Here is a 23,305-nt window from a genome sequence, read left to right as displayed (position 1 = left end):
CGCTCCGAAAGAGGGGGTAACGCCCCGTGAATATCGTCAATATCATGTGGGCGGGCGGCGCCCCGTATGTTTCGGTGCACAAGGTGCATCAGCAGATACTTTCTCGCGCAGCGCCGAATGCTTCAGTCACCAGTTGGCTGTTGCAGGGGCATGGTTCTTGTTGCAATGACGGTTCGACCCGCGAGTGGCAGTTGTCTCAGCGTCTTCTCAAGGGCAGGCATGTCTGGAAACTGCTGCATCCGTGGATGCGCAGCCGTTTTCGTAATGCATTGAAGCAGGCCGGGACTCAAGTGGTGTTGCTTGACGGTCTGGGGGTGTCGCGCCTGGTTTTGCCGGTGTTGCGCCAGCTTCCGCAGGTGCGGGCGACCATTGTCTTTCATGGCAAGACGCGCCTGCATCGTGGGGACATTGCGTTGTTGCGCAGTTTTCAGACGCCACAAGTCACGCTCGTCGCCGTCTCACAAACCTTGGCCGACGACTTGCAGCGGGACCTTGGCGTACCGGTGCAGGTGTTGCGCTCGGCGCTTGAGCCAGAAAGCTTTCGCCAGGCGTTGCTGGAGCGAACGGCAGCCCGGCAGTCCCTGGGATTACCGTTACAAGGTGTGCCGGTTTTTGGCGCCGTCGGACGCCTGGTCGACAGCAAGGGCTTCGATCATCTGATAGATGCATTTGCCTTGGCCCGCCAACGTCAACCCGATATTCACCTGGTTATTCTCGGCGAAGGCAACGAGCGGCCGGTGCTCGAATCACGCATCAGGGCGCTGGGATTGGAAGCGGTCGTGACGCTTCACGGTCACTGTCGTGAGCTGTCCAGCCTCTATCGGGCATTTGACTGGGTGCTGATTCCTTCCCGGTCTGAAGGTCTGGGATTAGTTCTGCAGGAGGCAGTAATGGCCGATGTGCCGGTGCTGTGCAGCGACCTGTCGGTGTTTCGTGAGCAACTAGGTGATACTGGCGGCTATATTGCCGTTGGTGATGTGGCTGCCTGGGGAGAGGCAATTGCCGACTGTGTGTCGCGAGATGGTAAGCAAGTGGCCAAGGCGCAGTATCAGGCCTTGGCCCCTGAACAGGCCTGGCAGCGTTTCAGTCAACTCTCCGGGAGGTTGCTGGGTAAGCCTTGAGGGGCTCAGCCCAGCAAGCGGCTTTCCAGCTCAGCGAGCGGGAATTGATCTTCTAGACGCTCCCGGGCGATGTAGCGGGCGAAATGTTGCACGTTTCGCCTGACCATGCGCTTAGAGAGTGGTGCCCGCATAAAACGCATGTCGGCAACATCAATCAGACCCAGTTCCTGGTCCGGTGTCACGACGATGTTGCCCAGGTGCAGCGAGCGAAAGTAAATGCCCGCCTTGTGTAACCTGCGTACCAGCGCCACCAGCTCTGGTAGGCGCTCCTGCCAGCTGAAGCCAGTTTTGCGGGACAATTGGCTGAGGGTTTCTCCTGGCAGTGGTTGATACAATACTGCCGTCATTCCCGGAGCATCCAGCTTGTAGTACTTCAACACCTTAAGCGTAGGTATCCCTTTTTCCTTCAGCTGCTTCGCATTGTCGATGAAGCGTTGGGAATACGGGCGCAGCAAGGCAGATGAAATTAACCGCTTGCGCCTGAAGAGTTTAAGGATATTGCCGTCATTGAGCAGGTACACTTTGGCGCCATAGCTATCAGCCTCCAGCACTTTGGCGCCAAGGATGAGCTGGTTGAGGTCGACCTGGTGTAGCCGGGAACATTGCATGGATAGAGGCCTTGCCAACGGGCGAGCAAAAGGACCGGTAATAATGCCGAAAAATTTGCTGATGCACCATGCCGGTGTTGTTGATGCGATGAGAGTGGGCTGAACTCGGGAGGTCCCCGGGTTGGTTCTGTTGGTGGCCTGGGGGCGTGCTCGTCGCCCGGGCTGTGATAAAATTTCCGGTTCAATCTGAACAGCGAGCTCGACGATGGCCGAAACACCGCTAAAGGCGGAGCAGCAGAGCAGCTCCAGCCTGAAAATCTACTTCCGGCTGCTGAGCTATGTGAAACCCTATATCGGCATTTTTATGCTGAGTATCCTCGGTTTCATCATCTTCGCCTCCACCCAGCCAATGTTGGCCGGGATTCTCAAGTATTTCGTCGATGGCTTGAGCAACCCTCAGGCAGTGTTGTTCCCTAATGTTCCGTACCTGAAAGATTTGCAGCTCCTGCAGGCTGTGCCGTTGCTGATCGTACTGATCGCCGCCTGGCAAGGCCTGGGGTCGTTCCTGGGTAACTATTTTCTGGCCAAGGTTTCGCTCGGGCTGGTCCATGACCTGCGTGTCGAGTTGTTCAACAAGCTGCTGGTGCTGCCGAACCGCTACTTTGACAACCACAACTCCGGTCACCTGATTTCGCGTATCACCTTCAACGTGACCATGGTCACCGGTGCTGCCACCGATGCTATCAAGGTGGTGATCCGTGAAGGCCTGACGGTGGTCTTCCTGTTCGCCTACCTACTGTGGATGAACTGGAAACTGACCCTGGTGATGCTGGCTATCTTGCCGGTCATCGCCATGATGGTCAGTACCACCAGCAAGAAATTCCGCAAGCAGAGCAAGAAGATCCAGGTGGCCATGGGCGATGTCACCCACGTGGCCTCGGAAACCATTCAGGGCTACCGCGTGGTCCGCAGCTTTGGCGGTGAGAGCTACGAGCAACAGCGTTTTGCCAATGCAAGCCAGAGCAACACCGACAAGCAACTGCGCATGACCAAGACCGGCGCGGTGTACACGCCGATGCTGCAGCTGGTGATCTATTCTGCGATGGCCACGCTGATGTTCCTGGTACTGTTCCTGCGTGGGGATTCCACGGCAGGTGATCTGGTTGCCTATATCACTGCCGCAGGCCTGCTGCCCAAGCCAATCCGTCAACTGTCGGAAGTCAGCTCAACGATCCAGAAGGGTTTGGCCGGTGCCGAAAGCATTTTCGAGCAGTTGGATGAAGCGCCAGAAGTCGATAACGGTACGGTAGAACTGGAGCGGGTAGAGGGGCGCCTCGAAGTGCGCAACTTGAACTTCACGTATCCGGACACTGAGCGTCAGGTTCTGACTGACATTTCCTTCACTGCTGAACCGGGACAGATGATCGCCCTGGTGGGGCGTTCGGGCAGTGGCAAGTCAACCCTGGCTGCGCTGATTCCGCGGTTCTATCACCATGATCAGGGGCAGATCCTCCTCGATGGCGTAGAGATCGAGGACTATCGTTTGCGCAACCTGCGCCGCCATGTGGCTCAGGTGACCCAGCATGTCACCCTGTTCAACGATACCGTGGCCAATAACATCGCTTATGGTGATCTGGCTGGCGCGCCACGTGCGGATATCGAGGCGGCAGCTGCTGATGCCTATGCCAAGGAGTTTGTCGATCAGCTACCCAAGGGTTTCGATACCCAGGTGGGTGAGAACGGTGTGTTGTTGTCCGGCGGCCAACGCCAACGCCTGGCTATTGCCCGGGCCTTGCTCAAGAACGCTCCGCTGCTGATTCTCGATGAAGCAACTTCGGCCTTGGATACCGAGTCCGAGCGGCATATCCAGGCAGCGCTGGATCATGTGATGAAAGGCCGTACCACGTTGGTCATCGCCCACCGCCTGTCGACCATCGAGAAGGCTGACATGATCCTGGTCATGGATCAGGGCAAGCTGGTCGAACGCGGCACCCATACTGAGCTGCTGGCTGCCAACGGCTACTACGCCAGGCTCCATGCCATGGGCCTGGACGAACCGGCCAAGGCCGATATCACCTGAGCCTGTCGCCGGAGCCCGCCCTGGGCTCCGGCCACGTCCTGCAATAGCTTGTCGATACGGCGGTAATCAAGCGTTTGCCTTGCCTGTGCTAATATCCGCCCCTGTTAATTTTGTATATATGGGTTGCCCATGAAGTTGTCCATGCCGCGTTTCGATCAAGCCCCGGTACTGGTGGTGGGCGATGTCATGCTCGACCGCTACTGGCATGGCGGTACCTCACGGATCTCGCCTGAAGCACCGGTGCCGGTGGTCAAGGTCGAACAGATCGAGGACCGTCCTGGTGGTGCGGCCAACGTTGCCTTGAACATTGCCGCCCTGGGTGCTCCTGCTTCACTGGTTGGTGTTACCGGCCAGGACGAAGCCGCTGACAGCCTGGCCAACAGCCTGCAAGCGGCGGGTGTACGCTCGATCTTCCAGCGCATCGCGCACCAGCCGACCATTGTCAAATTGCGGGTCATGAGCCGTCATCAGCAACTGCTGCGTATCGATTTCGAAGAACCTTTCGCCACCGATCCACTGTCGCTGGGTGCTGAAGTCGAAACCCTGCTCGACGGGGTCAAGGTCTTGGTGTTGTCGGATTACGGCAAGGGTGCACTGAAGAACCATCAGAGCCTGATCCAGGCGGCGCGGGCCAAAGGGATTCCGGTGTTGGCCGATCCCAAGGGCAAGGATTTCTCGATCTACCGTGGTGCCAGCCTGATCACCCCGAACCTCAGCGAGTTTGAAACCATCGTTGGGCGCTGCGCCGATGAGGCTGAGCTGGTGGCCAAGGGTGCCCAACTGATGAATGAGCTTGAGCTGGGTGCCCTGCTGGTTACGCGTGGCGAGCACGGCATGACCCTGCTGCGCCCGGACCATCCGGCCCTGCACTTGCCAGCCCGTGCCCGCGAAGTGTTTGACGTCACCGGTGCCGGCGATACGGTAATTTCGACGCTGGCCGCTGCTATCGCCGCCGGTGAAGAGCTGCCCCATGCCGTGGGCCTGGCCAACCTGGCAGCTGGCATCGTGGTCGGCAAGCTTGGTACCGCTGCTATCAGCGCACCCGAACTGCGCCGGGCCATCCAGCGCGAAGAGGGCTCTGAGCGCGGGGTGCTGAGCCTCGATCAGTTGTTGCTGGCTATCGACGATGCCCGTGCGCACAACGAGAAGATTGTGTTCACCAATGGCTGCTTCGACATTCTCCATGCCGGTCATGTGACCTATCTGGAGCAGGCACGTGCTCAAGGCGATCGACTGATTGTTGCAGTCAATGACGATGCGTCGGTCAGTCGCCTGAAAGGGCCGGGTCGACCGATCAACAGCGTTGACCGGCGTATGGCCGTGCTCGCAGGCCTGGGCGCGGTGGACTGGGTCATCAGCTTCCCTGAGGGCACGCCGGAAAACCTTCTGAGCGAGGTCAAACCGGATGTGCTGGTCAAGGGTGGGGATTATGGCATCGACCAGGTGGTCGGCGCGGACATCGTCAAGGCCTACGGCGGCACGGTGAAAGTGCTGGGGCTGGTTGAGAACAGCTCGACCACGGCCATTGTCGAAAAAATCCGCAAGCACTGATAAAGCCTGTAGCCGCTGCCGCCAGGCTGCGATCGGCTGCGAAGCAGTCGTCATTCTGTTTGGCGGCCGTTTCACGGCCGATCGCAGCCTGGCGGCAGCGGCTACGAATCAATAGCGTGTCACTTGTGTAGCCCGCGCGCCATCTGCAGCAGCTCCCGCGCTTTGCCTGTCAACCGTTGCAGTCCGGTGTCGGGTTTCGGCGTCACCAGCCCTTGTTGGCTGACCCAATCCTTCCAGCGAATCCGCTCATCCCTGACCAGCCAGCCTTCCTGCCGGGCGAAGCTTTCTGCCAGGTACAGCCCCCGGGTGCTTGCCGGCAGTAAACGGTCTTTCTTCAGTGTGTACAGTTCGGCACGGGGATGACCATCCTCCAGCGGCATCAGGTACAGGTCAGGACGGCTGCGATTGAGCCTGGCCACCAGTTGGTCACCTTCAAGCCGCTCATCGACATGAAACAAGCTCAGCGATTTTGCTTCGCGCGGCACCTGCAGGCGCAAGTCGTAGATCAGTTGCAACGAGGCGGTTGGCAAGTGCACGTAGGCCCGCGGCCGCTCCAGTAGTTGCAGGTTGGCGCAGCGCACAGGGCGTGCGGCGCCGGATTGTGGCGTGAGGATGAAAGGCAGTGCCTCACGGTAATGCAGGGCGTCAGCATACGGGGCCGGCAGCCAGGTGTCGTTGAAACGCCCGCCAAGCCAGCCCTCCGGGGTTTCCAGCAGGCACTCTTCAGCGACTTCCTGGATGGCCGTGTGCAGTGGCAGGTTCAGCTCCTGAGCAGGGACATAGCCGGAGATAAGCTTGAGCACCACATCACCGCGATCCTGCCGCTGCTGGCGCACCAGTACCCAGTAATCGCGGTTTTGCCAATGCAGTGTCAGTCGCACCGACACGCCGAGATTGGCCAGTTCAACAGCGAAACGTTGACTGTCCTGCAGCTGAATCTGCTTGCGCCGCTGCTGGGTCTGAACGAAATTCTGAGGCTTGCCGATGCTTTGATAGCACAGCCCCTCGGGGCTGGCTTCGACATGCAGGGGCAGGGTCTTGAAGTTGCTCGGGTTCTTGCGGATCAGCGTTCGCGGCATGTCGGCTCCTTCTTGCGTTGGGGTCGGCCGCGACGGCGGCGCTGGCGTCAGCTCCTGAGTATGGCGGCAACAGTAGCGACGTTATGGGCCAGGTGTACAGGGTTGATAGTGCCGACGATGGCACTGCTCACGCCAGGGTGGGCAAACAGTAGATCGAAGCTGGCACGCACCGGGTCGACACCCGGGCTCAGGCACACATGGCCGCTGGCCAAGGCCTTTTTTACCAGAATGGCTTTACCATGCTCGGCGGCATAGTCGAGCACCACGCGTTCGTTCTGTTCGTTCAGATTGTAGGTGACCATCGCACAATCGCCGCGCTCTAGTGCCTTCAAACCACCCGCTGCGGTTTTGCCGGACAAGCCGAAACCGCCGATCTTGCCTTCCTGCTTCAAGGCTTCGAGTGTCTGGTAAACCTCTTCGTGTTCGAGGATGTGCAGGTCGTTGCCGTCGGAATGGACCAGCACCAGGTCGATGTGGTCGGTTTCCAGGCGCTTGAGGCTGCGTTCGATGGAGAACCGCGTGTGCGCGGCGCTGAAGTCGAAGTGCGAGTGACCGTCGTTGAACTCTTCACCCACCTTGCTGACGATTACCCACTGCTCACGCTGGCCGCGCAGCAGCGGGCCGAGGCGCTCTTCACTGCGGCCATAGGCCGGTGCGGTATCGATCAGGTTGATGCCCAGATCACGTGCCTGGGCCAGCAGCAGGCGGGCCTGCTCGTCGTCGGGTATGGTGAAGCCATTGGGGTATTTGACCCCTTGATCTCGGCCCAGTTTGACGGTGCCCAACCCCAGCGGAGAAACGCGCAGGCCGGTACTGCCCAAAGGGCGGTGCAGATCGTGAAGGGTAGGCAGGCTCATGGCAGCAATTGCTCCCAAACCGGCACAGCCAGCGATGGCTTGGGCAGATCGGGTAGGGCAGTGTGCGCGCGGGGCTTGATGCCATCACGTTCGAGGTTGGCCAGGACCCGGTCAGCAAAGTCCGGCGCCAGCGCAAGTTTGGTCGGCCAGCCAACCAGCAGGCGGTTCTGTTCGGCGAGGAAGGCGTTGTCCGGGCGCACCAGCCCCGACTGCGCGGGCTCAGCGCGATCAATGCGTACAGTGGCCCAGCGTACCTGGCTCAGGTCGATCCACGGCAGCAGGCTGGCGACTTCCTTCTTGGCGGCCGCAATTTGAGCTTCTGGTTCGCGGGCCACACCGTCGGCTTCGGCAAGATCACCGCCCATGTACCAGACCCACTGGCCGTCGGCTGCAGGGTGACTGGTTACCGTGATGCGCGGTTTGGGGCCTCCGCCCAGGCAATGGGCATACAGCGGTTTGAGGCTGGCGCCTTTGGCAATGACCATATGCAATGGGCGACGTTGCATGGCGGGCTGGCTCAGGCCGATCATCTCAAGTAGCGCAGCATTGCCCGCACCTGCGCTGAGTACGATACGCTGGGCACGAATTTCGCGGCCATCGACGCGCAGGCCGAGCAGTTCGCCCGCATCCTGCAGGGGTTCGATTTGCTCGCCAGCCAGCAGGCTGTCACCGGCCAGGTCGGCGAGTCGGGCCAGCAGGCTGGGGACATCGACGACCAGCTCCGCCAGGCGATAGACTTTGCCTTTGAAGGCACGGTCTTGCAGCGCCGGCGGCAATTGGTCGCCTTTGACCTGGTCAACGCGACCACGCACGGCCTTGCTGGCGAAGAAACTGGTCAGGTTGCCGGCAATAGTGCCGGGCGACCACAGGTAATGAGCGTCGGATAGCAGGCGCACACCACTGAGGTCCAGCTCGCCGTTGCCGGCCAGGGCCTCGCTCCAGCGCCGCGGCATGTCGGCAATGGCTTCAGACGCGCCAGTCAGCGCGCCATGCAGGGCATACTTGGCACCGCCGTGAATGATCCCCTGAGATTTGAGGGTCTGCTCGCCACCGAGACTGGCGCGTTCCACCACGACCGTCGAATAACCCAGACGACGCAGGCGAGCATTGAGCCAGAGGCCTGCGACCCCTGCGCCGACGATCAATACGTCGGTGGAAATAACGGATGGCATGCATGCACCTCACAAGCTTGGACAGAAGCCCAGTATACAGCCTGTGAGCGGAATCAATGGCCGGCGGTTTTCGAGAACACCTGGATCACCACCACGCCGCCGACAATCATGGCCATGCCGAGCATGGCCGGAATGTCCAGCTTCTGCCCGTAAATCACCAGCGCGGCGACGCTGATCAAGACAATGCCCAGGCCCGACCAGATAGCGTAGGCGATCCCCACCGGAATGCTGCGCACCACCAGGGTCAGCATCCAGAACGCCACGGCATAGCCGCAGACCATCAGCAGCAGTGGCAGCGGCGTGCTCAGGCCTTTGACGGCTTTCATCGAAGCGGTGGCGATGACTTCGGCGCAGATGGCGATAGCCAGGTAGGTGTAGGCGTTCATGGTGGTTCCTCTGTTCTGGCTGGGCATTTTAGAGCAAGCCTGGATGGGGTAAAGTCATTACCTATCTTTTTTGGAGATAGGTTACATGGCAGAACAGTGGAACCTGGAGCAGCTTCGGCTGTTTGTTCACGTCGCTGAGCAACGCTCGTTTTCGGCCGTGGCTCGCGCCCAGCGCAAGGCGCAGTCGGCGGTGAGCAATGCGATTGCTCTGCTTGAGGCAGACCTGGGCGTAACGCTGTTCGAGCGCAGCAGTGGTCGCCAACCGCGATTGACCGAAGCCGGCACGGCCCTGCTGGAAGATGCTCGCGAGTTGTTGCGTCAATGCGAGCGTCTGGACGGTCGGGCGCTGGCACTGATGCGCGGGCAAGAAGCGCAGTTGCGTGTTGCCCAGGACGAAGCCATGCCCTATCAACCGGTCATCGATAGTCTGGATGAGTTGGCCCAGCACTTCCCCATGCTTGAAGTGCAACTGGCCAGCGGTGCCCAGGGTGATGTCGCCCGCAAGCTGGTCGAGCGCCGCGCAGACTTGGGGTTGCTGTTTCACCATGAACGTATGCCGCAAGCGCTGGAGCGCCGTGCATTGGGGCACGTGGAGATGGTCACCGTTTGCGCCGTCAACCATACCCTGGCGCAGTTGGGCAAGGTCAATCGTCAGCAATTGGCGCGTCACCGGCAGTTATTGATTGCCCCACAGCAAAGCGATTACCCCGGTGGTGAGCCGATCAGTCCGCAGATCTGGCGCGCCGACAGTTTCTACGCCATGGCCGAGCTGTTGATGCGTGGCCTGGGTTGGGCCTGGTTGCCGCGTCATGTGGTGCAATACCCGACCTACCATGCGCAGATGGTAGAACTGAGCTGCGAGTGGACGCCACCGGCACTGGTGGTGGAATTGGTCTGGCGACGTGATGAGCCTCTGGGGCCTGCAGCGCAGTGGTTGGCCGAGCGCTTCGCAGTGCACTTGCGAGCGATTGGCTAGTACACTTTGGCGCCATGAACAGAACACTCTATACCCTGCTGTTTCACCTGGGCCTGCCGCTGGTTGCGCTGCGCCTGTTCCTGCGTTCACGCAAGGCCCCGGCCTATGCCCAGCGTATTGGCGAACGCTTCGCCATCAATCTGCCCGCCATGCGCACAGGCGGTATCTGGGTGCATGCGGTGTCCGTCGGCGAAAGTATTGCCGCTGCACCGATGATCCGTGCCCTGCTGCAGGCTTATCCACAGCTGCCGATCACTGTTACCTGCATGACCCCAACCGGCTCTGAGCGCGTGCGGGCGATGTTTGCCGATGAGCCGCGGATCCAGCATTGCTACCTGCCCTATGACTTGCCTTGGGCGGCGGGGCGTTTTCTCGATCACCTTCAGCCGAAGCTGGCAGTGATCATGGAAACCGAGCTGTGGCCCAACCATATCCACCAGTGCGCCAAGCGCGGCATTCCGGTAGCGCTGGCCAATGCGCGGTTGTCGGAGCGCTCGGCACGAGGCTATGCGCGCTTTGCCGGCCTGACTCGGCCGATGCTGGCTGAGATGAGCCTGATTGCGGTGCAAACCGAAACCGAGGCGCAGCGCTTCCTCCAGTTAGGTGCTCGACCCGAATGCGTGCAGGTGACCGGCTCGATCAAGTTCGACTTGAGCATCGATGAGCACCTGCTGCCACGCGCCCGTGACCTGCGTGCGCAATGGCAGGCAAGCCAGCGCCCGCTGTGGATTGCCGCCAGTACCCATGAGGGCGAAGATGAAGTGATCCTCGCCGCACACAGGCAACTGCTCGAGCACCATGCCGATGCCTTGCTGATCCTGGTGCCACGTCATCCAGAGCGCTTCAACAGTGTGTTCGCGTTGTGCCGTCAGCAACTGGCGACGGTTCGTCGCTCCACTGGTGAGCCAGTAACGGCTGACACGTCAGTGTTGCTCGGCGACACCATGGGTGAGTTGCTGTTTCTTTATGCCTTGGCCGACATCGCTTTTGTCGGTGGCAGTCTGGTGCCCAATGGTGGTCACAACCTACTGGAACCCGCAGCGTTGTCGTTGCCGGTGCTGAGCGGCCCGCACCTGTTCAACTTTCTGGAAATCGCGGCGATGTTACGTGAGGCCGGGGCGTTGCAGGAGGTCGATGACGCTCAAGGGCTGGCGGCAGAAGTGCGGCGCTTGATCGAATTGCCACAGGATGCCCAGCGTATGGGTGATGCGGGGCGGGCGGTGATGAAGGCGAATCAGGGGGCGTTGCAGCGGTTGTTGGACGGATTGGAGCGCTTGATATAAGCGCTATTGATTTGTAGCCGCTGCCGTCAGGCTGCGGCTACAACTGTCCAAGCAAGACTTTTAGGGGCGAGCGTTGAAGTTGGCCTGTGCCGCCGCTGCCAGATCAGGTGGCAGGAAGTCCTTGTCCGGGTTGTAGTCCGGCTTCAGGTAGCGGCTCAGGTCGGTCAGGTCCTGTGGGCTCAGGGTGCCCGCCGCCTGCTTCAGGCGCAGATTGTCGAGGATGTAGTCGTAGCGGGTGTTGTTGTAGTCACGCACCGAGGTGTACAGCTGGCGCTGGGCATCCAGCACGTCGACAATGTTGCGAGTACCAACCTGATAACCGATTTCAGTGGCTTCCAGGGCACTCTGGTTGGATATGATCGACTGCTTGCGCGCCTGCACTTGTTCAACGTCGGTGTTGACCGCGCGGTGCAGGTTGCGGGTGTTTTCCACCACCTGGCGACGCAGGCTTTCACGCTGCTGTTCGCTCTGGCTCAGGCGCTGGTACGCCTCGCGTACTTGCGAACTGGTTAAGCCGCCACTGTAGATCGGAATGTTCAGCTGCAGGCCAATCGTCGTCTGCTCGACGTCACCGCTGTAGTTTTGCCCAGTGAGGTTGGGGTTGGTGAAGCCGAGGTTATCGTTGTCACCTTTTTGGTATTGGGCTACCGCATCCAGTGTGGGTGCGTGCCCGGCCTTGCGCTGGCGCAGGGTTTCTTCGGCGGCGCTGACGGCGTAGTTGGTCGCCTGCAGGTTGAGGTTCTGTTTGCCGGCGGTTTCCACCCAGGACTTGGCGTCGTTGGGCACTGGTACCTGCACCGGCAGGGTGTGGCGGATGCCCTGGATCGCGTTGTAGTCGCGGTTGGTCAGGGTGACCAAGGCTTCGAAAGCGTCGTCGACCTGGCGCTGCGCCACAATCCGGTTGGCCCGCGCGGTGTCGTAACTGGCTTGGGATTGCAGGACGTCGGTCTTGTCCGAAAGCCCCACATCGAAACGCTCGTTGGACTGGTCCAGTTGGCGTTTGAACGCGGCTTCTTCCGCTTTGGTCGATGCCAGGTTGTCCTGAGCACGCAGGACGGCGAAATAGTTCTCGGCACTTTGCAGGATCAGGTTCTGCTCTGTGGCCGACAGCTCCAGCGCAGCTTGTTCGTTGACGGCCTCGGCGGCCTGCAGCTGGAACCAGCGATCGGCGCGAAAGACCGGTTGAGCCAGGGTCGCAGACCAGGAATTACCGCTGCGGTTGGAGGTGATCGATGGATCGTCGATTTTGGTCCGGGAATTCAACATCTCGGCACCGGCCGAGAGATTTGGCAACAGGCCGGCACGGGCCTGGGGTACCACTTCCTTTTGTGCGCCATAGTTGGCGCGGGCGGCGGCGAGGTCGGCGTTGTTGTCCACGGCCTCCTGGTAAACGCTGACCAGATCGGTTTTCGCTGACAAGGGCACGTCTGCTGCCCAGGCCATTCCGTTGGTAGCACAAGACACGGCAAGGGCCAGTGAAAGTTTGCGCAGCATAGGGCGATCCTTGAACAATTGAGTGTTTCTGAGCCGGAGAGTGTAGATGCGCAGACACTTTGCAACAATCTGCCATTTGCGCCATTTATCGTGCCCGTGTTTGTACTATTGGCTTTGCGGTTAAGTCCAGTCTAGACTGAGCGCGTTCTTGTCGGGGTGCCTTGCGTTGAGGCTGAGATCGGATAATCCGGATCCCGTTGAACCTGATCAGGTTAGCGCCTGCGTAGGGAACAAGATTTCTCGCTTTCCCGGCGAGTCTCTTGTGTCAGGTCCGGGAATGTCGAGCCAGCTTCTACAGCTGCAGGCATCACCGCGCATTTGGCACAGCACCACTCATGGTGCGTCCGTGCCTTTCAGGTTCTCCCCGACATTCCACTGCTAGGAAGCCGTCTGGAGAGCCTGTGATGAGTAAACAAGAAAAATACCTTACCAATTTGAGTGAGTCGGCCCAGGTCGATCAACAGTCCGTACAGCCGTTCACCCGTTCGCGCAAAATTTATGTCGAAGGCTCGCACCCGGACATCCGTGTACCGATGCGTGAAATCAGCCTGGACGATACGCCGACCGACTTCGGTGGTGAAGCCAACGCGCCCGTGCTGGTCTACGACACTTCCGGCCCTTACACCGATCCATCCGTCGTCATTGATGTGCGTAAAGGCCTTGGCGATGTGCGCTCCGCCTGGATTGATGCCCGTGGTGACACCGAGCGCCTGGCCGGGTTGTCGTCGGACTTCGGTCAGCAGCGCCTGGCCGATGCCGAGCTGACCAAGCTGCGTTTCGCCCACGTGCGTAACCCACGCCGGGCCAAGGTCGGCGCTAACGTCAGCCAGATGCACTATGCGCGTCAAGGCATCATCACCGCCGAGATGGAATACGTTGCCATCCGCGAGAACATGAAGTTGCAGGAGGCCCGCGCCGCAGGCCTGCTGAACCAGCAGCATCCAGGTCATAGCTTTGGCGCCAGCATTCCCAAGGAAATCACCGCCGAGTTTGTCCGTGAGGAAATCGCCCGCGGTCGCGCGATCATCCCCGCCAACATCAACCACGTCGAACTTGAGCCGATGATCATCGGCCGCAACTTCCTGGTGAAGATCAACGGCAACATCGGCAACAGTGCCCTGGGTTCGTCGATCGAAGAAGAAGTGGCCAAGTTGACCTGGGGTATCCGCTGGGGCTCAGACACGGTCATGGACCTGTCCACCGGCAAGCACATCCATGAAACCCGCGAGTGGATCATCCGCAACTCGCCAGTGCCGATCGGTACCGTTCCGATTTATCAGGCCCTGGAGAAGGTCAATGGCGTTGCCGAGGACCTGACCTGGGAGCTGTTCCGCGACACCCTGATCGAGCAGGCCGAGCAAGGTGTGGACTACTTCACCATTCATGCCGGAGTGCTGTTGCGTTACGTACCGCTGACCGCCAAACGGGTCACCGGCATCGTCAGCCGTGGGGGTTCGATCATGGCCAAGTGGTGCCTGGCGCATCACAAAGAGAACTTCCTCTATACCCATTTCGACGAAATCTGCGAAATCATGAAGGCCTATGACGTCAGCTTCTCGCTCGGCGACGGACTGCGTCCGGGGTCGATTGCCGATGCCAACGACGAAGCGCAATTCGGTGAGCTGGAAACCCTTGGCGAGCTGACCAAGATCGCCTGGAAGCACGACGTGCAGTGCATGATCGAAGGCCCTGGGCACGTGCCGATGCAGTTGATCAAGGAGAACATGGACAAGCAGCTTGAGTGCTGCGACGAGGCGCCGTTCTATACCCTTGGTCCATTGACCACCGACATCGCCCCGGGTTACGACCACATCACCTCCGGTATCGGTGCGGCGATGATCGGTTGGTTCGGTTGCGCCATGCTCTGTTACGTGACACCCAAGGAGCATCTGGGCCTGCCGAACAAGGATGACGTCAAGACTGGGATCATCACCTACAAGATCGCCGCCCATGCCGCCGACCTTGCCAAGGGCCACCCGGGCGCGCAGATTCGTGACAATGCCTTGTCCAAGGCGCGTTTCGAATTCCGTTGGGAAGATCAGTTCAACCTCGGCCTGGACCCGGATACCGCGCGGGCATTCCATGACGAGACCCTGCCCAAGGATTCGGCCAAGGTCGCGCACTTCTGCTCGATGTGCGGGCCGAAGTTTTGCTCGATGAAAATCACCCAGGAAGTGCGTGAGTACGCGGCCAACCAGCGCATTGATGCGGTGGATGTGGCGGTCGAGGATGGCATGCGTGAGCAGGCCGAACGGTTCCGCCAGGAAGGCAGTCAGTTGTACAAGAAAGTCTGACTGGGCTGTATCAGCGGTGTGCCCTGCACACCGTATCGCCGGCAAGGCTGGCTCCCACATGCGCCTTGTTTGCTGGGCCCTGTGGGGGCTGGCCTTGCCGGCGAAAGGGCCCGAAACAACAATAATCTTCTCCCTGTCGAGACCACCTTTGTGAGCACACCCAGCCAATTCTCCCCAGACCACCCGGTCAGCAATCAGCAGCGCGTCCTTAGCGGTCGCGATCTCTGTTCCCTTTGGTTCTCACTTGGCATTGGCCTAATGGTCTTGCAGACCGGCGCCTTGCTCGGTCCAGGTCTGGGGCTGGCCAATGCCGTGTTGGCGATCATCCTCGGTACCAGCGTAGGTGTATTGCTGCTGGCGGCAGTCGGCGTTATCGGTAGCGACACCGGCATGTCGTCCATGGCAGCTTTGCGCCGTAGTCTTGGCCGCGATGGTGCACGCCTGCCAGCGCTGCTCAACTTGCTGCAACTGATTGGTTGGGGCTCATTCGAAATCATCGTCATGCGTGATGCTGCCAGCCTGCTTGGCGCCCGCGCCTTTGGTGAGGGCAGCGTACTGACCAACCCGCTGTTATGGACCCTGTGTTTCGGCGCCCTGGCAACCCTGTTGGCAGTCAGCGGGCCATTGACCTTCGTGCGCAAGATCCTGCGCAAATGGGGTATCTGGCTATTGCTTGGTGCCTGCCTGTGGCTGACCTGGAACCTGTTTGCCAAGGCCGATCTCGCCGCCCTTTGGGCGCGTGCCGGTGATGGCTCGATGTCGCTGGCGGTGGGTATCGACATTGCCATCGCCATGCCGTTGTCGTGGCTACCGTTAATTGCAGACTATTCACGCTTCAGCCGCCATGGCAGCCGGGTATTTATCGGCACGGCGCTGGGCTATTTCGCCGGCAATATCTGGATGATGAGTTTGGGCGTGGCCTACACCTTGGCGTTTGCCCCGGCGGGCGAGGTCAATACCTTGCTGTTGGCCCTGGCGGGCGCCGGTATCGGGATTCCACTGCTGCTGATTCTGCTCGATGAATCGGAAAAGGCCTTTGCCGACATTCATTCGGCTGCCGTTTCCACAGGCTTTTTAGTACGTCTGAAGGTCGAACACCTGGCCTTGGCGCTTGGCGTACTGTGTACCCTGATTGCCTGTTTCGCGCCGCTGGCGCAGTACCAGAACTTTCTGCTGCTGATCGGCTCGGTATTCGCCCCGCTGTTCGGCGTAGTACTGGTGGACCACTTCATCGTGCGTCGCCGCCGCAGTGATAGCAGCCCGATCCATAGCCTGCATTGGCGTGCCCTGCTGGCCTGGGCCTGCGGTGTCGCCACTTACCATGTACTGGCCCACTATGCTGCCGATGTCGGCTCGACCCTGCCGGCGTTGCTGCTGGCAGGGTGCGTGTACTGGTTGGCAGCGCCGTCGGTCAGCCGCGACCGGGAAACAACTCCGGCTTGATCACCCCGTTCAGGCGTGGGTAGGGGATCTTCAGTTCGATGTGACCCATGGAATACGGGGCGATGGCATACACTTCGTACTTGAGCACTACCGCGCCATAGGTCAGGGCAATGTGTGGCGTCTGTTGAAACGGCCAGTTCTTGATGAATTCGGCGTCCTTGTCCATGCCGGTGCGGATCAGCCAGCCCTTGTGGGCTTCCTCGGCGGTCTTCCAGAAGGTCGCCTCCTGGCCCGGTACCAGCATGTCCTGCAGGGTCAGGACTTTGTCTTGCTGGCGCGAGTAGTTGATGAAGCCGCGCCCCGGCATGCCATGGGCACCGCCAGTGTCCAGATAGCTGGACAACTCGATGATCACCAGTCCGTCATGCTGCTCGCGTACCTTGGCTTGCAAGTAGCTGCTATGGCGAGGTTCGGCGCTGGCCATGAACTGATCTTCGTAGGCCTTGAGCGAGCTCGGCAGGGCACTGTTCTGGTTATCCTGGGTCATCTGCAGCAGACGTTTCTCGACGATAGCGTCCAGTTTTGGATTGGCCGGGAAGTGAATGGTGTCGATGTTGACCAGAGGGCATTCAGCCGTGTTGCAACCGGGCTTGATGTGCTCCCAGCGGTCGCGTTTGACCTCCAGCGGGGTGCGCATGTTGGGCTGGAACAGGCTTTGGCAGGCGCCCAGAACCAGGGCCAGCACGGCCACGGCAGTCAATTTCACAAGCGTCATGATGATCCTTGTCAGGCAAAGGTAATCGGGCTTGGACCGTCGGCAAGGCCTTCAGTTCGCCACTAAGCTGAATATCAGCAGGCTGCCTATCCTCGCAGCCCAGCCTGCAACTTTAAAGGGGTGAAACGTGGCGATGCGCAGGTTAGGATGGCGCGATGCAGTACACGAGTTATGAGGATTCCCATGTCAGACACGCTTAAACCTGTGCCCACGGACGTTGAAATCGTCGAGCGGGTGAACTGCTTCAAGGGCTTTTACCAGCTCGATCGGGTTCGCCTGCGCCACGAACTGTTCGCTGGCGGCATGGGCCGCGAGATCAGTCGCGAGCTGTTTGTGCGCCACGATGCGGTGTGCGTGTTGCCGTACGACGCCGTGCGTGACGAAGTGGTGCTGATCGAGCAGTTTCGCGTTGGTGCGATGGGCAAGGTCGCCAACCCGTGGTTGATTGAACTGGTCGCTGGTCTGATCGATAAAGATGAAGCACCGGAAGAAGTTGCGCACCGCGAGGCGCAGGAGGAAGCTGGGCTTGTGTTCAAAGCGCTGTGGCCGATGACGCGGTATTTCCCATCGCCCGGTGGCAGCGATGAGTTTGTCCACTTGTATCTGGGTCAGTGCAGCAGCGTTGGGGCAGGCGGTCTGCACGGGCTGGAGGAAGAAGGTGAAGATATTCGCGTCAAGGTCTGGGCGTTCGAAGACGCCTTGCAGGCCGTGCGCGATGGGCTGATCGCCAATGCGGCATCCATAATTGCCTTGCAATGGCTGGCTTTGAATCGGGATGAAGTCAGGGGGCTATGGTCGTGAATCTGTTGCGCGAACGCTACCGGGTCGATCTGGTCGGCTTGCAGGCAGCCTGCGAGGCCAACTATGCGCGCTTGATGCGCTTGTTGCCGGACATGCGCAGTGCCATGAGTTCGCGCCGCATCGGCATGACCCAGGGTGATCAGATGCTGGGAGTCCTTGTCCTTGATGTGGTCCTTGCCTGTCCGTATACAACCACCCTGCGCGTGCGCCAGGAGCACAGCCTGCCGTGGCTGCCAGTGCCGCAACTGGAGGTGCAGGTGTACCACGATGCGCGTATGGCCGAAGTGGTCAGTGCCGAACACGCCCGGCGTTTTCGCAGCATTTACCCCTATCCCAACGCGGCGATGCACCAGCCCGACGAGAAAGCCCAGCTCAACTTGTTCCTGGGTGAATGGCTGAGTCACTGCCTGGCCTGTGGCCATGAGTTGGCTGTCGTTCGCTGAAATGTGACAGCGGTCGTTTTCGAGTATTTGCTCACATGCCGCTTGCCGCCATAATCGTGCTGAATCCGTTCAAGGAGTCGGCCCTTGCCGCAACAATCGATCCCTGCCAATGACGCACCGGTGTATGTGGTGCAACTGACCGACAGCCATTTGTTTGCCGACGCGCAAGGCACACTGTTGGGCATGAATACTCGCGACAGCCTGCAGCGGGTAATCGACACGGTGCGAGAGGAGCAGCCACGGGTTGATGTGCTGCTGGCCACTGGCGACTTGTCGCAGGATGGCTCAGAAGAGTCTTACGCATGTTTTCGTGAGCTGACAGCAAGCCTGAGGGCCCCGGCGCGCTGGCTAGCGGGTAACCACGACGAGCCGCTGCCTATGGAAAAGGCGGCACAAGGTACGGATCTGTTGAACCCAGTGCTCGATATCGGCAACTGGCGGATTCTGATGCTCAACTCGGCGGTGCCGGGATCGGTCCCAGGGGTACTTGATGAGGGCCAGTTGGCATTGCTCGAACAGTCCTTGAGCGACGCGCCTGAGCGTCACCACCTGATCTGCTTTCACCATCAGCCAGTGTCCATCGACTGTGCCTGGATGGCGCCGATCGGTTTGCGTAATGCCGAGGCACTGTTTGCCGTGCTGGACGGTTATCCACAGGTCAGGGCCTTGCTCTGGGGCCATATCCATCAGGAATGGGACCAGCAGCGCAACGCAGTGCGACTGTTAGCCTCACCTTCCACCTGTATCCAGTTCGAGCCAGGTAGTGAAGACTTCAAGGTCGGTGAGCAGGCCCCGGGCTATCGCTGGCTACGCCTGCATGCGGAGGGTTCGATTGACACCGGGGTGTCGCGAGTGAGTGACTTCGCTTTCACGATCGATTATGCGGGCGATGGCTATTAAATGTTGCTGAATGGGTGAAAACGCTCCATCTGCCGTCGAACAGGCTAAAATGCGCGCTTTCCTGTCTGGCAGCGCCAGGCGGTTCAGGGGCATTTGGGGGCGGCATGTCAGGTTCGATTCTCTATATTCACGGGTTCAACAGTGCGCCTTCTTCGCAGAAAGCCTGCCAATTGGTCGCGGTGATGCAGCAGGTCGGCCTGGGTGAGCGCCTGCGCGTACCGGCGTTGCATCATCACCCACGCCAGGCCATTGCTCAGCTTGAAGCCGCCATTGCCGAGCTCGAATCGCCATTACTGGTCGGCAGCTCGCTCGGCGGCTACTATGCCACCCACTTGGCCGAGCGCCACGGGCTCAAGGCGCTGCTGATCAACCCAGCGGTCAACCCGCACCAGATGTTCGATGGTTACCTGGGGCCTCAGCAGAACCACTACACCGGTGAAACCTGGGAACTGACCCACGATCACGTGCAGGCCCTGGCCGAACTTGAAGTTGCCCCGCCTACGGACGCCGGACGCTATCAAGTCTGGCTGCAAACCGCCGATGAGACCCTGGACTATCGCCGGGCCGAGCAGTTCTATCGGGCCTGTGCATTGCGCATCCAGGCCGGCGGCGATCATAGTTTCCAAGGTTTTGCCGAGCGACTGCCGGCCTTGTTGAGCTTTGCCGGGATTGCCCCACAGCAGTATCAATCGCTCGATTTTTCTGTATTTTGATGACTTATTTTCACCCACGACTGACGACGAGACCCCATGGCCATTCCCAGCGCTAGTGCCTATAACGCAGACGCCATCGAAGTCCTCTCGGGCCTTGACCCGGTGCGCAAACGCCCGGGCATGTACACCGACACCAGCCGGCCGAACCACTTGGCCCAAGAGGTTATCGACAACAGTGTCGACGAAGCCCTGGCCGGACACGCCAAGTCGGTCCAGGTAATTCTTCACGCCGACCACTCGCTGGAAGTGTCCGATGACGGTCGCGGTATGCCGGTGGATATCCATCCGGAAGAGGGTGTTTCCGGCGTTGAACTGATCCTCACCAAGCTGCACGCCGGCGGCAAGTTCTCCAACAAGAACTACCAGTTTTCTGGTGGTTTGCACGGCGTTGGTATTTCCGTGGTCAACGCCTTGTCCACCCAGGTTCGGGTCAAGGTCAAGCGTGATGGCAACGAGTACCAGATGACCTTCGCCGATGGCTTCAAAGCCAGCGAGCTGGAAGTCGTCGGTACGGTCGGCAAGCGCAATACCGGCACCAGTGTGTATTTTGCTCCGGACCCGAAGTATTTCGATTCGCCAAAATTTTCCATCAGTCGCCTCAAGCACGTGCTCAAGGCCAAGGCGGTTTTGTGCCCGGGGCTGCTGGTCAGCTTCGAAGACAAGGCCAGTGGCGAAAAGGTCGAATGGCACTACGAAGACGGTCTGCGCTCCTATCTGGTCGACTCGGTCAGTGAGTTCCAGCGCCTGCCCGACGAGCCGTTCTGCGGCAGCCTGGCGGGTAATAAGGAAGCCGTCGACTGGGCCCTATTGTGGCTGCCTGAAGGCGGCGATAGCGTTCAGGAAAGCTACGTCAACCTGATCCCTACGGCCCAGGGCGGTACGCACGTCAACGGCCTGCGTCAGGGCCTGCTCGATGCCATGCGCGAGTTCTGTGAGTTCCGCAACCTGTTGCCGCGCGGCGTCAAGCTGGCGCCCGAGGACGTCTGGGAGCGCATTACCTTCGTGCTCTCGATGAAAATGCAGGAGCCGCAGTTCTCCGGGCAGACCAAGGAGCGGTTGTCGTCCCGTGAAGCCGCTGCATTCGTCTCCGGTGTGGTCAAGGATGCTTTCAGCCTATGGCTCAACGCGCACCCTGAGCTGGGCATGCAACTGGCAGAACTGGCGATCAGCAACGCCGGGCGCCGCCTCAAGGCCAGCAAGAAGGTCGAACGCAAGCGTGTGACCCAGGGGCCGGCTTTGCCGGGCAAACTGGCGGACTGTGCCGGGCAAGACCCGATGCGTGCTGAGCTGTTCCTGGTCGAAGGTGACTCCGCCGGCGGTTCGGCCAAGCAGGCGCGCGACAAAGAGTTTCAGGCGATCCTGCCGCTGCGCGGCAAGATCCTCAACACCTGGGAAGTCGATGGTGGTGAAGTCCTGGCTAGCCAGGAGGTGCATAACATCGCCGTAGCCATTGGCGTTGATCCGGGTGCCGCTGACATGAGCCAGTTGCGCTACGGCAAGATCTGCATCCTCGCCGACGCCGACTCCGACGGTCTGCACATTGCCACGTTGCTCTGCGCGCTGTTTGTCCAGCATTTCCGGCCCTTGGTCGAGGCTGGGCATGTCTATGTGGCGATGCCGCCGCTGTACCGTATCGACTTGGGCAAGGAAATCTATTACGCCCTCGATGAGGCCGAGCGTGATGGCATTCTCGATCGGCTGGTCGCTGAGAAAAAACGGGGCAAACCGCAGGTCACCCGATTCAAAGGCCTGGGTGAAATGAACCCGCCTCAGCTGCGTGAAACCACGATGGACCCGAATACCCGGCGCCTGGTTCAGTTGACGCTGGATGATCTGGATGGCACCCGCGAGATCATGGACATGCTCCTGGCCAAGAAACGTGCGGGTGACCGTAAGAACTGGCTGGAGTCCAAGGGTAATCTGGCCGAGGTACTGGTTTGATTCGTACGCTTCTGGCCGCAGTCCTTGGTGTTTTTGCCCTGTCAGTGCAGGCAGCGCCGTGGCCGGAGCTGAAGTTTGTCGCCGAACATCCGGTTGAAGGTATGCGCGGTGGCAATCTGTCGGGTCTGGCTCTGTGCAAAGGTGAACTGTGGACGATTTCCGACCGTGATGACGACCTGTTGTACCGCCTGAACACCAAACAGCCGGTATGGCAGGCCGAATCGGTGCCGTTGGTGGCTCCGCCGGTTCCGGAGAGTGGCTTGCCCTGGGGTATTCGTTCGCGAACCTGGGCTGTTGGTCAGGTCCGTGGTGGCGATCTGGATTTTGAAGGCATCAGTTGCGACGCCGCCGGCAATCGTTATGTGGTCAGCGAAGCCCATGCTGCCGTACTGCAGGTACCGGTCGAGGGTGAGCCGAACTGGTTGAAAATTGACCCGAGTATGGTCCGTCAGGCTCGTGCCAGTGGCATGCTTCTGCATTTCAATGCCTTGTTCGAAGGCTTGGCGGTGAGCCCTACCGGTGATCGTATCTGGCTGGCGGCCGAACGTGAGCGCCGTGGCCTGCTGTTGATCAGCCGTCAACAAACGGTTTGGAATTGCGCGAATGGCTGTGTATTGCTCAGTGAGGCCGGGGTCGAGATGCAGCCGCCGCAAATGCCGGGGGCAAGGGCGCTACCGCGGGACTTCGCCGACTTGGCCCTGTTCAACGACAAACTCTTCACCCTGGAACGTAATGCCCATCGGATCTGCCGCCGTCATCTGACCAGCGCCAAGGTTGAGCGTTGCTGGTCGTATGCCGAGGGCGCATTGGCCGAGCCCCGCTTGTACTCACAGCCGTTTGGTTTGGCCGAGGCCTTGGTGATTGATGCCGAAGGTGCCTGGATTGGCTTGGACAATAACAGCGCAACCCGTAAAGACGGCGAATCGCGTCCAATTGTCTGGCGTTTTGCTGCACCGGTCGACGGTTGGAGTGCCAAGCCGTGAGTCAGCCCGCTGGAAAGCGTGCGGGCAGGGTGCTGCTGGTCTTGGCGTGGGCTGCAGGGTTGTTTCTGGCCACACGTTTTTTTGGCGATTGGGAACAACGTCAGGCCAACCCCAATGCTCAGGTGCGCTCTGAGCACGGTGAAGGCTTTATTGAAGTGCAACTGGCAGGAAATGGCCAAGGCCACTTCGTCGCCGATGGCCAGATCAATGGCCAGGCAGTACATTTTCTTCTCGACACCGGCGCTACTGATGTGGCGATTCCCGAGGGCTTGGCAGCCAAGCTCGCGCTTGAACGCGGTGCTCCGGTGATGTTGAGTACCGCCAACGGCCGTACTCAAGGCTATCGCACGCGTCTGGAGACGCTGCAACTGGGCGACATCCTTCTGCGCGAGGTGCGCGCTCTGGTCGTGCCGGGGCTGGATGGCGAACAGGTATTGCTGGGCATGAGTGCCCTGAAACAACTCGAATTTACCCAGCGCAGCGGCACCTTGCTACTGCGCCAGAACCTGAAATGATGAGGCCCGC

The 23,305-nt window shown here is 60.1% G+C and carries 21 protein-coding genes and 1 riboswitch; of the genes, 14 read left to right on the top strand and 7 right to left on the bottom strand.

Annotation, left to right across the window (positions count from 1 at the left end; genetic code table 11):
* Positions 1-26 precede the first annotated feature (26 nt).
* Positions 27-1,121 carry a glycosyltransferase gene (locus CX511_RS23885; protein ID WP_101293792.1) on the top strand — a complete coding sequence of 365 codons (1,095 nt, stop codon included), beginning with the start codon at positions 27-29 and terminating at the stop codon, positions 1,119-1,121.
* 5 nt (positions 1,122-1,126) lie between these two features.
* On the opposite strand, the gene CX511_RS23880 is transcribed toward CX511_RS23885, so the two are convergent.
* A complete protein-coding gene (locus tag CX511_RS23880) occupies positions 1,127-1,729 on the bottom strand; it encodes a BUD32 family EKC/KEOPS complex subunit (RefSeq protein WP_101293793.1) in 603 nt (200 codons plus the stop codon).
* Between the two features lie 205 nt (positions 1,730-1,934).
* Here CX511_RS23880 and msbA point away from each other — a divergent pair, with 205 nt between their 5' ends.
* Entirely contained in the window at positions 1,935-3,749 is a 1,815-nt protein-coding gene (msbA, locus tag CX511_RS23875) for a lipid A export permease/ATP-binding protein MsbA (RefSeq protein ID WP_101293794.1), read from the top strand.
* Positions 3,750-3,878: 129 nt separating this feature from the next.
* Positions 3,879-5,300: a bifunctional D-glycero-beta-D-manno-heptose-7-phosphate kinase/D-glycero-beta-D-manno-heptose 1-phosphate adenylyltransferase HldE gene (hldE, locus tag CX511_RS23870; protein ID WP_045182084.1), complete on the top strand. Its 1,422-nt coding sequence runs from the start codon at positions 3,879-3,881 to the stop codon at positions 5,298-5,300.
* 119 nt (positions 5,301-5,419) lie between these two features.
* Here hldE and CX511_RS23865 read toward each other — a convergent pair whose 3' ends face one another.
* From CX511_RS23865 to CX511_RS23850, 4 genes are read right to left on the bottom strand one after another with little or no spacing between them, the layout of a single operon-like run.
* A complete protein-coding gene (locus tag CX511_RS23865; protein WP_045182086.1) occupies positions 5,420-6,379 on the bottom strand; it encodes a hypothetical protein in 960 nt (319 codons plus the stop codon).
* Positions 6,380-6,426: 47 nt separating this feature from the next.
* Positions 6,427-7,236 (bottom strand): aldo/keto reductase, encoded by an 810-nt coding sequence (locus CX511_RS23860; protein ID WP_101293795.1) that lies wholly within the window; start codon positions 7,234-7,236, stop codon positions 6,427-6,429.
* Positions 7,233-8,408, bottom strand: coding sequence for an NAD(P)/FAD-dependent oxidoreductase (locus tag CX511_RS23855; protein WP_101293796.1), 1,176 nt, complete (start codon positions 8,406-8,408; stop codon positions 7,233-7,235). Before CX511_RS23855 ends, CX511_RS23860 begins: the two co-directional genes overlap by 4 nt.
* Before the next feature lie 53 nt (positions 8,409-8,461).
* Complete coding sequence (locus CX511_RS23850) at positions 8,462-8,794, bottom strand: DMT family transporter (protein ID WP_045182091.1); 333 nt, start codon at positions 8,792-8,794, stop codon at positions 8,462-8,464.
* 85 nt (positions 8,795-8,879) lie between these two features.
* On the opposite strand from CX511_RS23850, the gene CX511_RS23845 reads away from it, so the two are divergent.
* Positions 8,880-9,770, top strand: coding sequence for a LysR family transcriptional regulator (locus tag CX511_RS23845; RefSeq protein WP_101293797.1), 891 nt, complete (start codon positions 8,880-8,882; stop codon positions 9,768-9,770).
* Positions 9,771-9,784: 14 nt separating this feature from the next.
* Entirely contained in the window at positions 9,785-11,053 is a 1,269-nt protein-coding gene (gene waaA / locus CX511_RS23840; protein ID WP_045182094.1) for a lipid IV(A) 3-deoxy-D-manno-octulosonic acid transferase, read from the top strand.
* A 60-nt stretch (positions 11,054-11,113) separates the two neighbouring features.
* Here waaA and CX511_RS23835 read toward each other — a convergent pair whose 3' ends face one another.
* Positions 11,114-12,547, bottom strand: coding sequence for a TolC family outer membrane protein (locus tag CX511_RS23835; protein WP_045182096.1), 1,434 nt, complete (start codon positions 12,545-12,547; stop codon positions 11,114-11,116).
* 142 nt (positions 12,548-12,689) lie between these two features.
* Positions 12,690-12,794, top strand: a riboswitch (TPP riboswitch).
* Between the two features lie 157 nt (positions 12,795-12,951).
* On the opposite strand from CX511_RS23835, the gene thiC reads away from it, so the two are divergent.
* Both thiC and cytX read left to right on the top strand, forming a co-directional pair.
* A complete protein-coding gene (thiC, locus tag CX511_RS23830; RefSeq protein WP_101293798.1) occupies positions 12,952-14,841 on the top strand; it encodes a phosphomethylpyrimidine synthase ThiC in 1,890 nt (629 codons plus the stop codon).
* A 150-nt stretch (positions 14,842-14,991) separates the two neighbouring features.
* On the top strand, positions 14,992-16,284 hold the full coding sequence (gene cytX, locus CX511_RS23825; RefSeq protein ID WP_045182433.1) for a putative hydroxymethylpyrimidine transporter CytX: 1,293 nt from the start codon (positions 14,992-14,994) through the stop codon (positions 16,282-16,284).
* On the opposite strand, the gene CX511_RS23820 is transcribed toward cytX, so the two are convergent.
* Positions 16,253-16,999: an RsiV family protein gene (locus CX511_RS23820; protein WP_045182099.1), complete on the bottom strand. Its 747-nt coding sequence runs from the start codon at positions 16,997-16,999 to the stop codon at positions 16,253-16,255. The genes cytX and CX511_RS23820 overlap by 32 nt on opposite strands.
* 183 nt (positions 17,000-17,182) lie before the next feature.
* Here CX511_RS23820 and CX511_RS23815 point away from each other — a divergent pair, with 183 nt between their 5' ends.
* From CX511_RS23815 to CX511_RS23785, 7 genes are all read left to right on the top strand, one after another.
* On the top strand, positions 17,183-17,800 hold the full coding sequence (locus CX511_RS23815; protein WP_045182101.1) for an NUDIX domain-containing protein: 618 nt from the start codon (positions 17,183-17,185) through the stop codon (positions 17,798-17,800).
* Complete coding sequence (locus tag CX511_RS23810) at positions 17,791-18,243, top strand: DUF1249 domain-containing protein (protein ID WP_045182103.1); 453 nt, start codon at positions 17,791-17,793, stop codon at positions 18,241-18,243. The genes CX511_RS23815 and CX511_RS23810 overlap by 10 nt, the downstream gene beginning before the upstream one ends.
* An 84-nt stretch (positions 18,244-18,327) precedes the next feature.
* Positions 18,328-19,143 carry a 3',5'-cyclic-AMP phosphodiesterase gene (gene cpdA / locus CX511_RS23805; protein ID WP_045182105.1) on the top strand — a complete coding sequence of 272 codons (816 nt, stop codon included), beginning with the start codon at positions 18,328-18,330 and terminating at the stop codon, positions 19,141-19,143.
* Between the two features lie 104 nt (positions 19,144-19,247).
* The gene (locus CX511_RS23800) at positions 19,248-19,856 is read left to right on the top strand and encodes a YqiA/YcfP family alpha/beta fold hydrolase (RefSeq protein ID WP_101293799.1); all 609 of its coding nucleotides are present in this window, start codon (positions 19,248-19,250) and stop codon (positions 19,854-19,856) included.
* A 36-nt stretch (positions 19,857-19,892) separates the two neighbouring features.
* Positions 19,893-21,797 (top strand): DNA topoisomerase IV subunit B, encoded by a 1,905-nt coding sequence (parE, locus tag CX511_RS23795; protein ID WP_101293800.1) that lies wholly within the window; start codon positions 19,893-19,895, stop codon positions 21,795-21,797.
* Positions 21,794-22,780, top strand: a complete 987-nt coding sequence (locus tag CX511_RS23790; protein ID WP_101293801.1) for an esterase-like activity of phytase family protein — start codon at positions 21,794-21,796, stop codon at positions 22,778-22,780. The genes parE and CX511_RS23790 overlap by 4 nt, the downstream gene beginning before the upstream one ends.
* Positions 22,777-23,295 carry a retropepsin-like aspartic protease family protein gene (locus CX511_RS23785; RefSeq protein ID WP_045182113.1) on the top strand — a complete coding sequence of 173 codons (519 nt, stop codon included), beginning with the start codon at positions 22,777-22,779 and terminating at the stop codon, positions 23,293-23,295. Before CX511_RS23790 ends, CX511_RS23785 begins: the two co-directional genes overlap by 4 nt.
* Positions 23,296-23,305: the final 10 nt, after the last annotated feature.

Source organism: Pseudomonas sp. S06B 330 (genome assembly GCF_002845275.2).
Classification (GTDB): Bacteria; Pseudomonadota; Gammaproteobacteria; order Pseudomonadales; family Pseudomonadaceae; genus Aquipseudomonas.
This window is presented reverse-complemented; position numbering and strand designations above follow the sequence as displayed.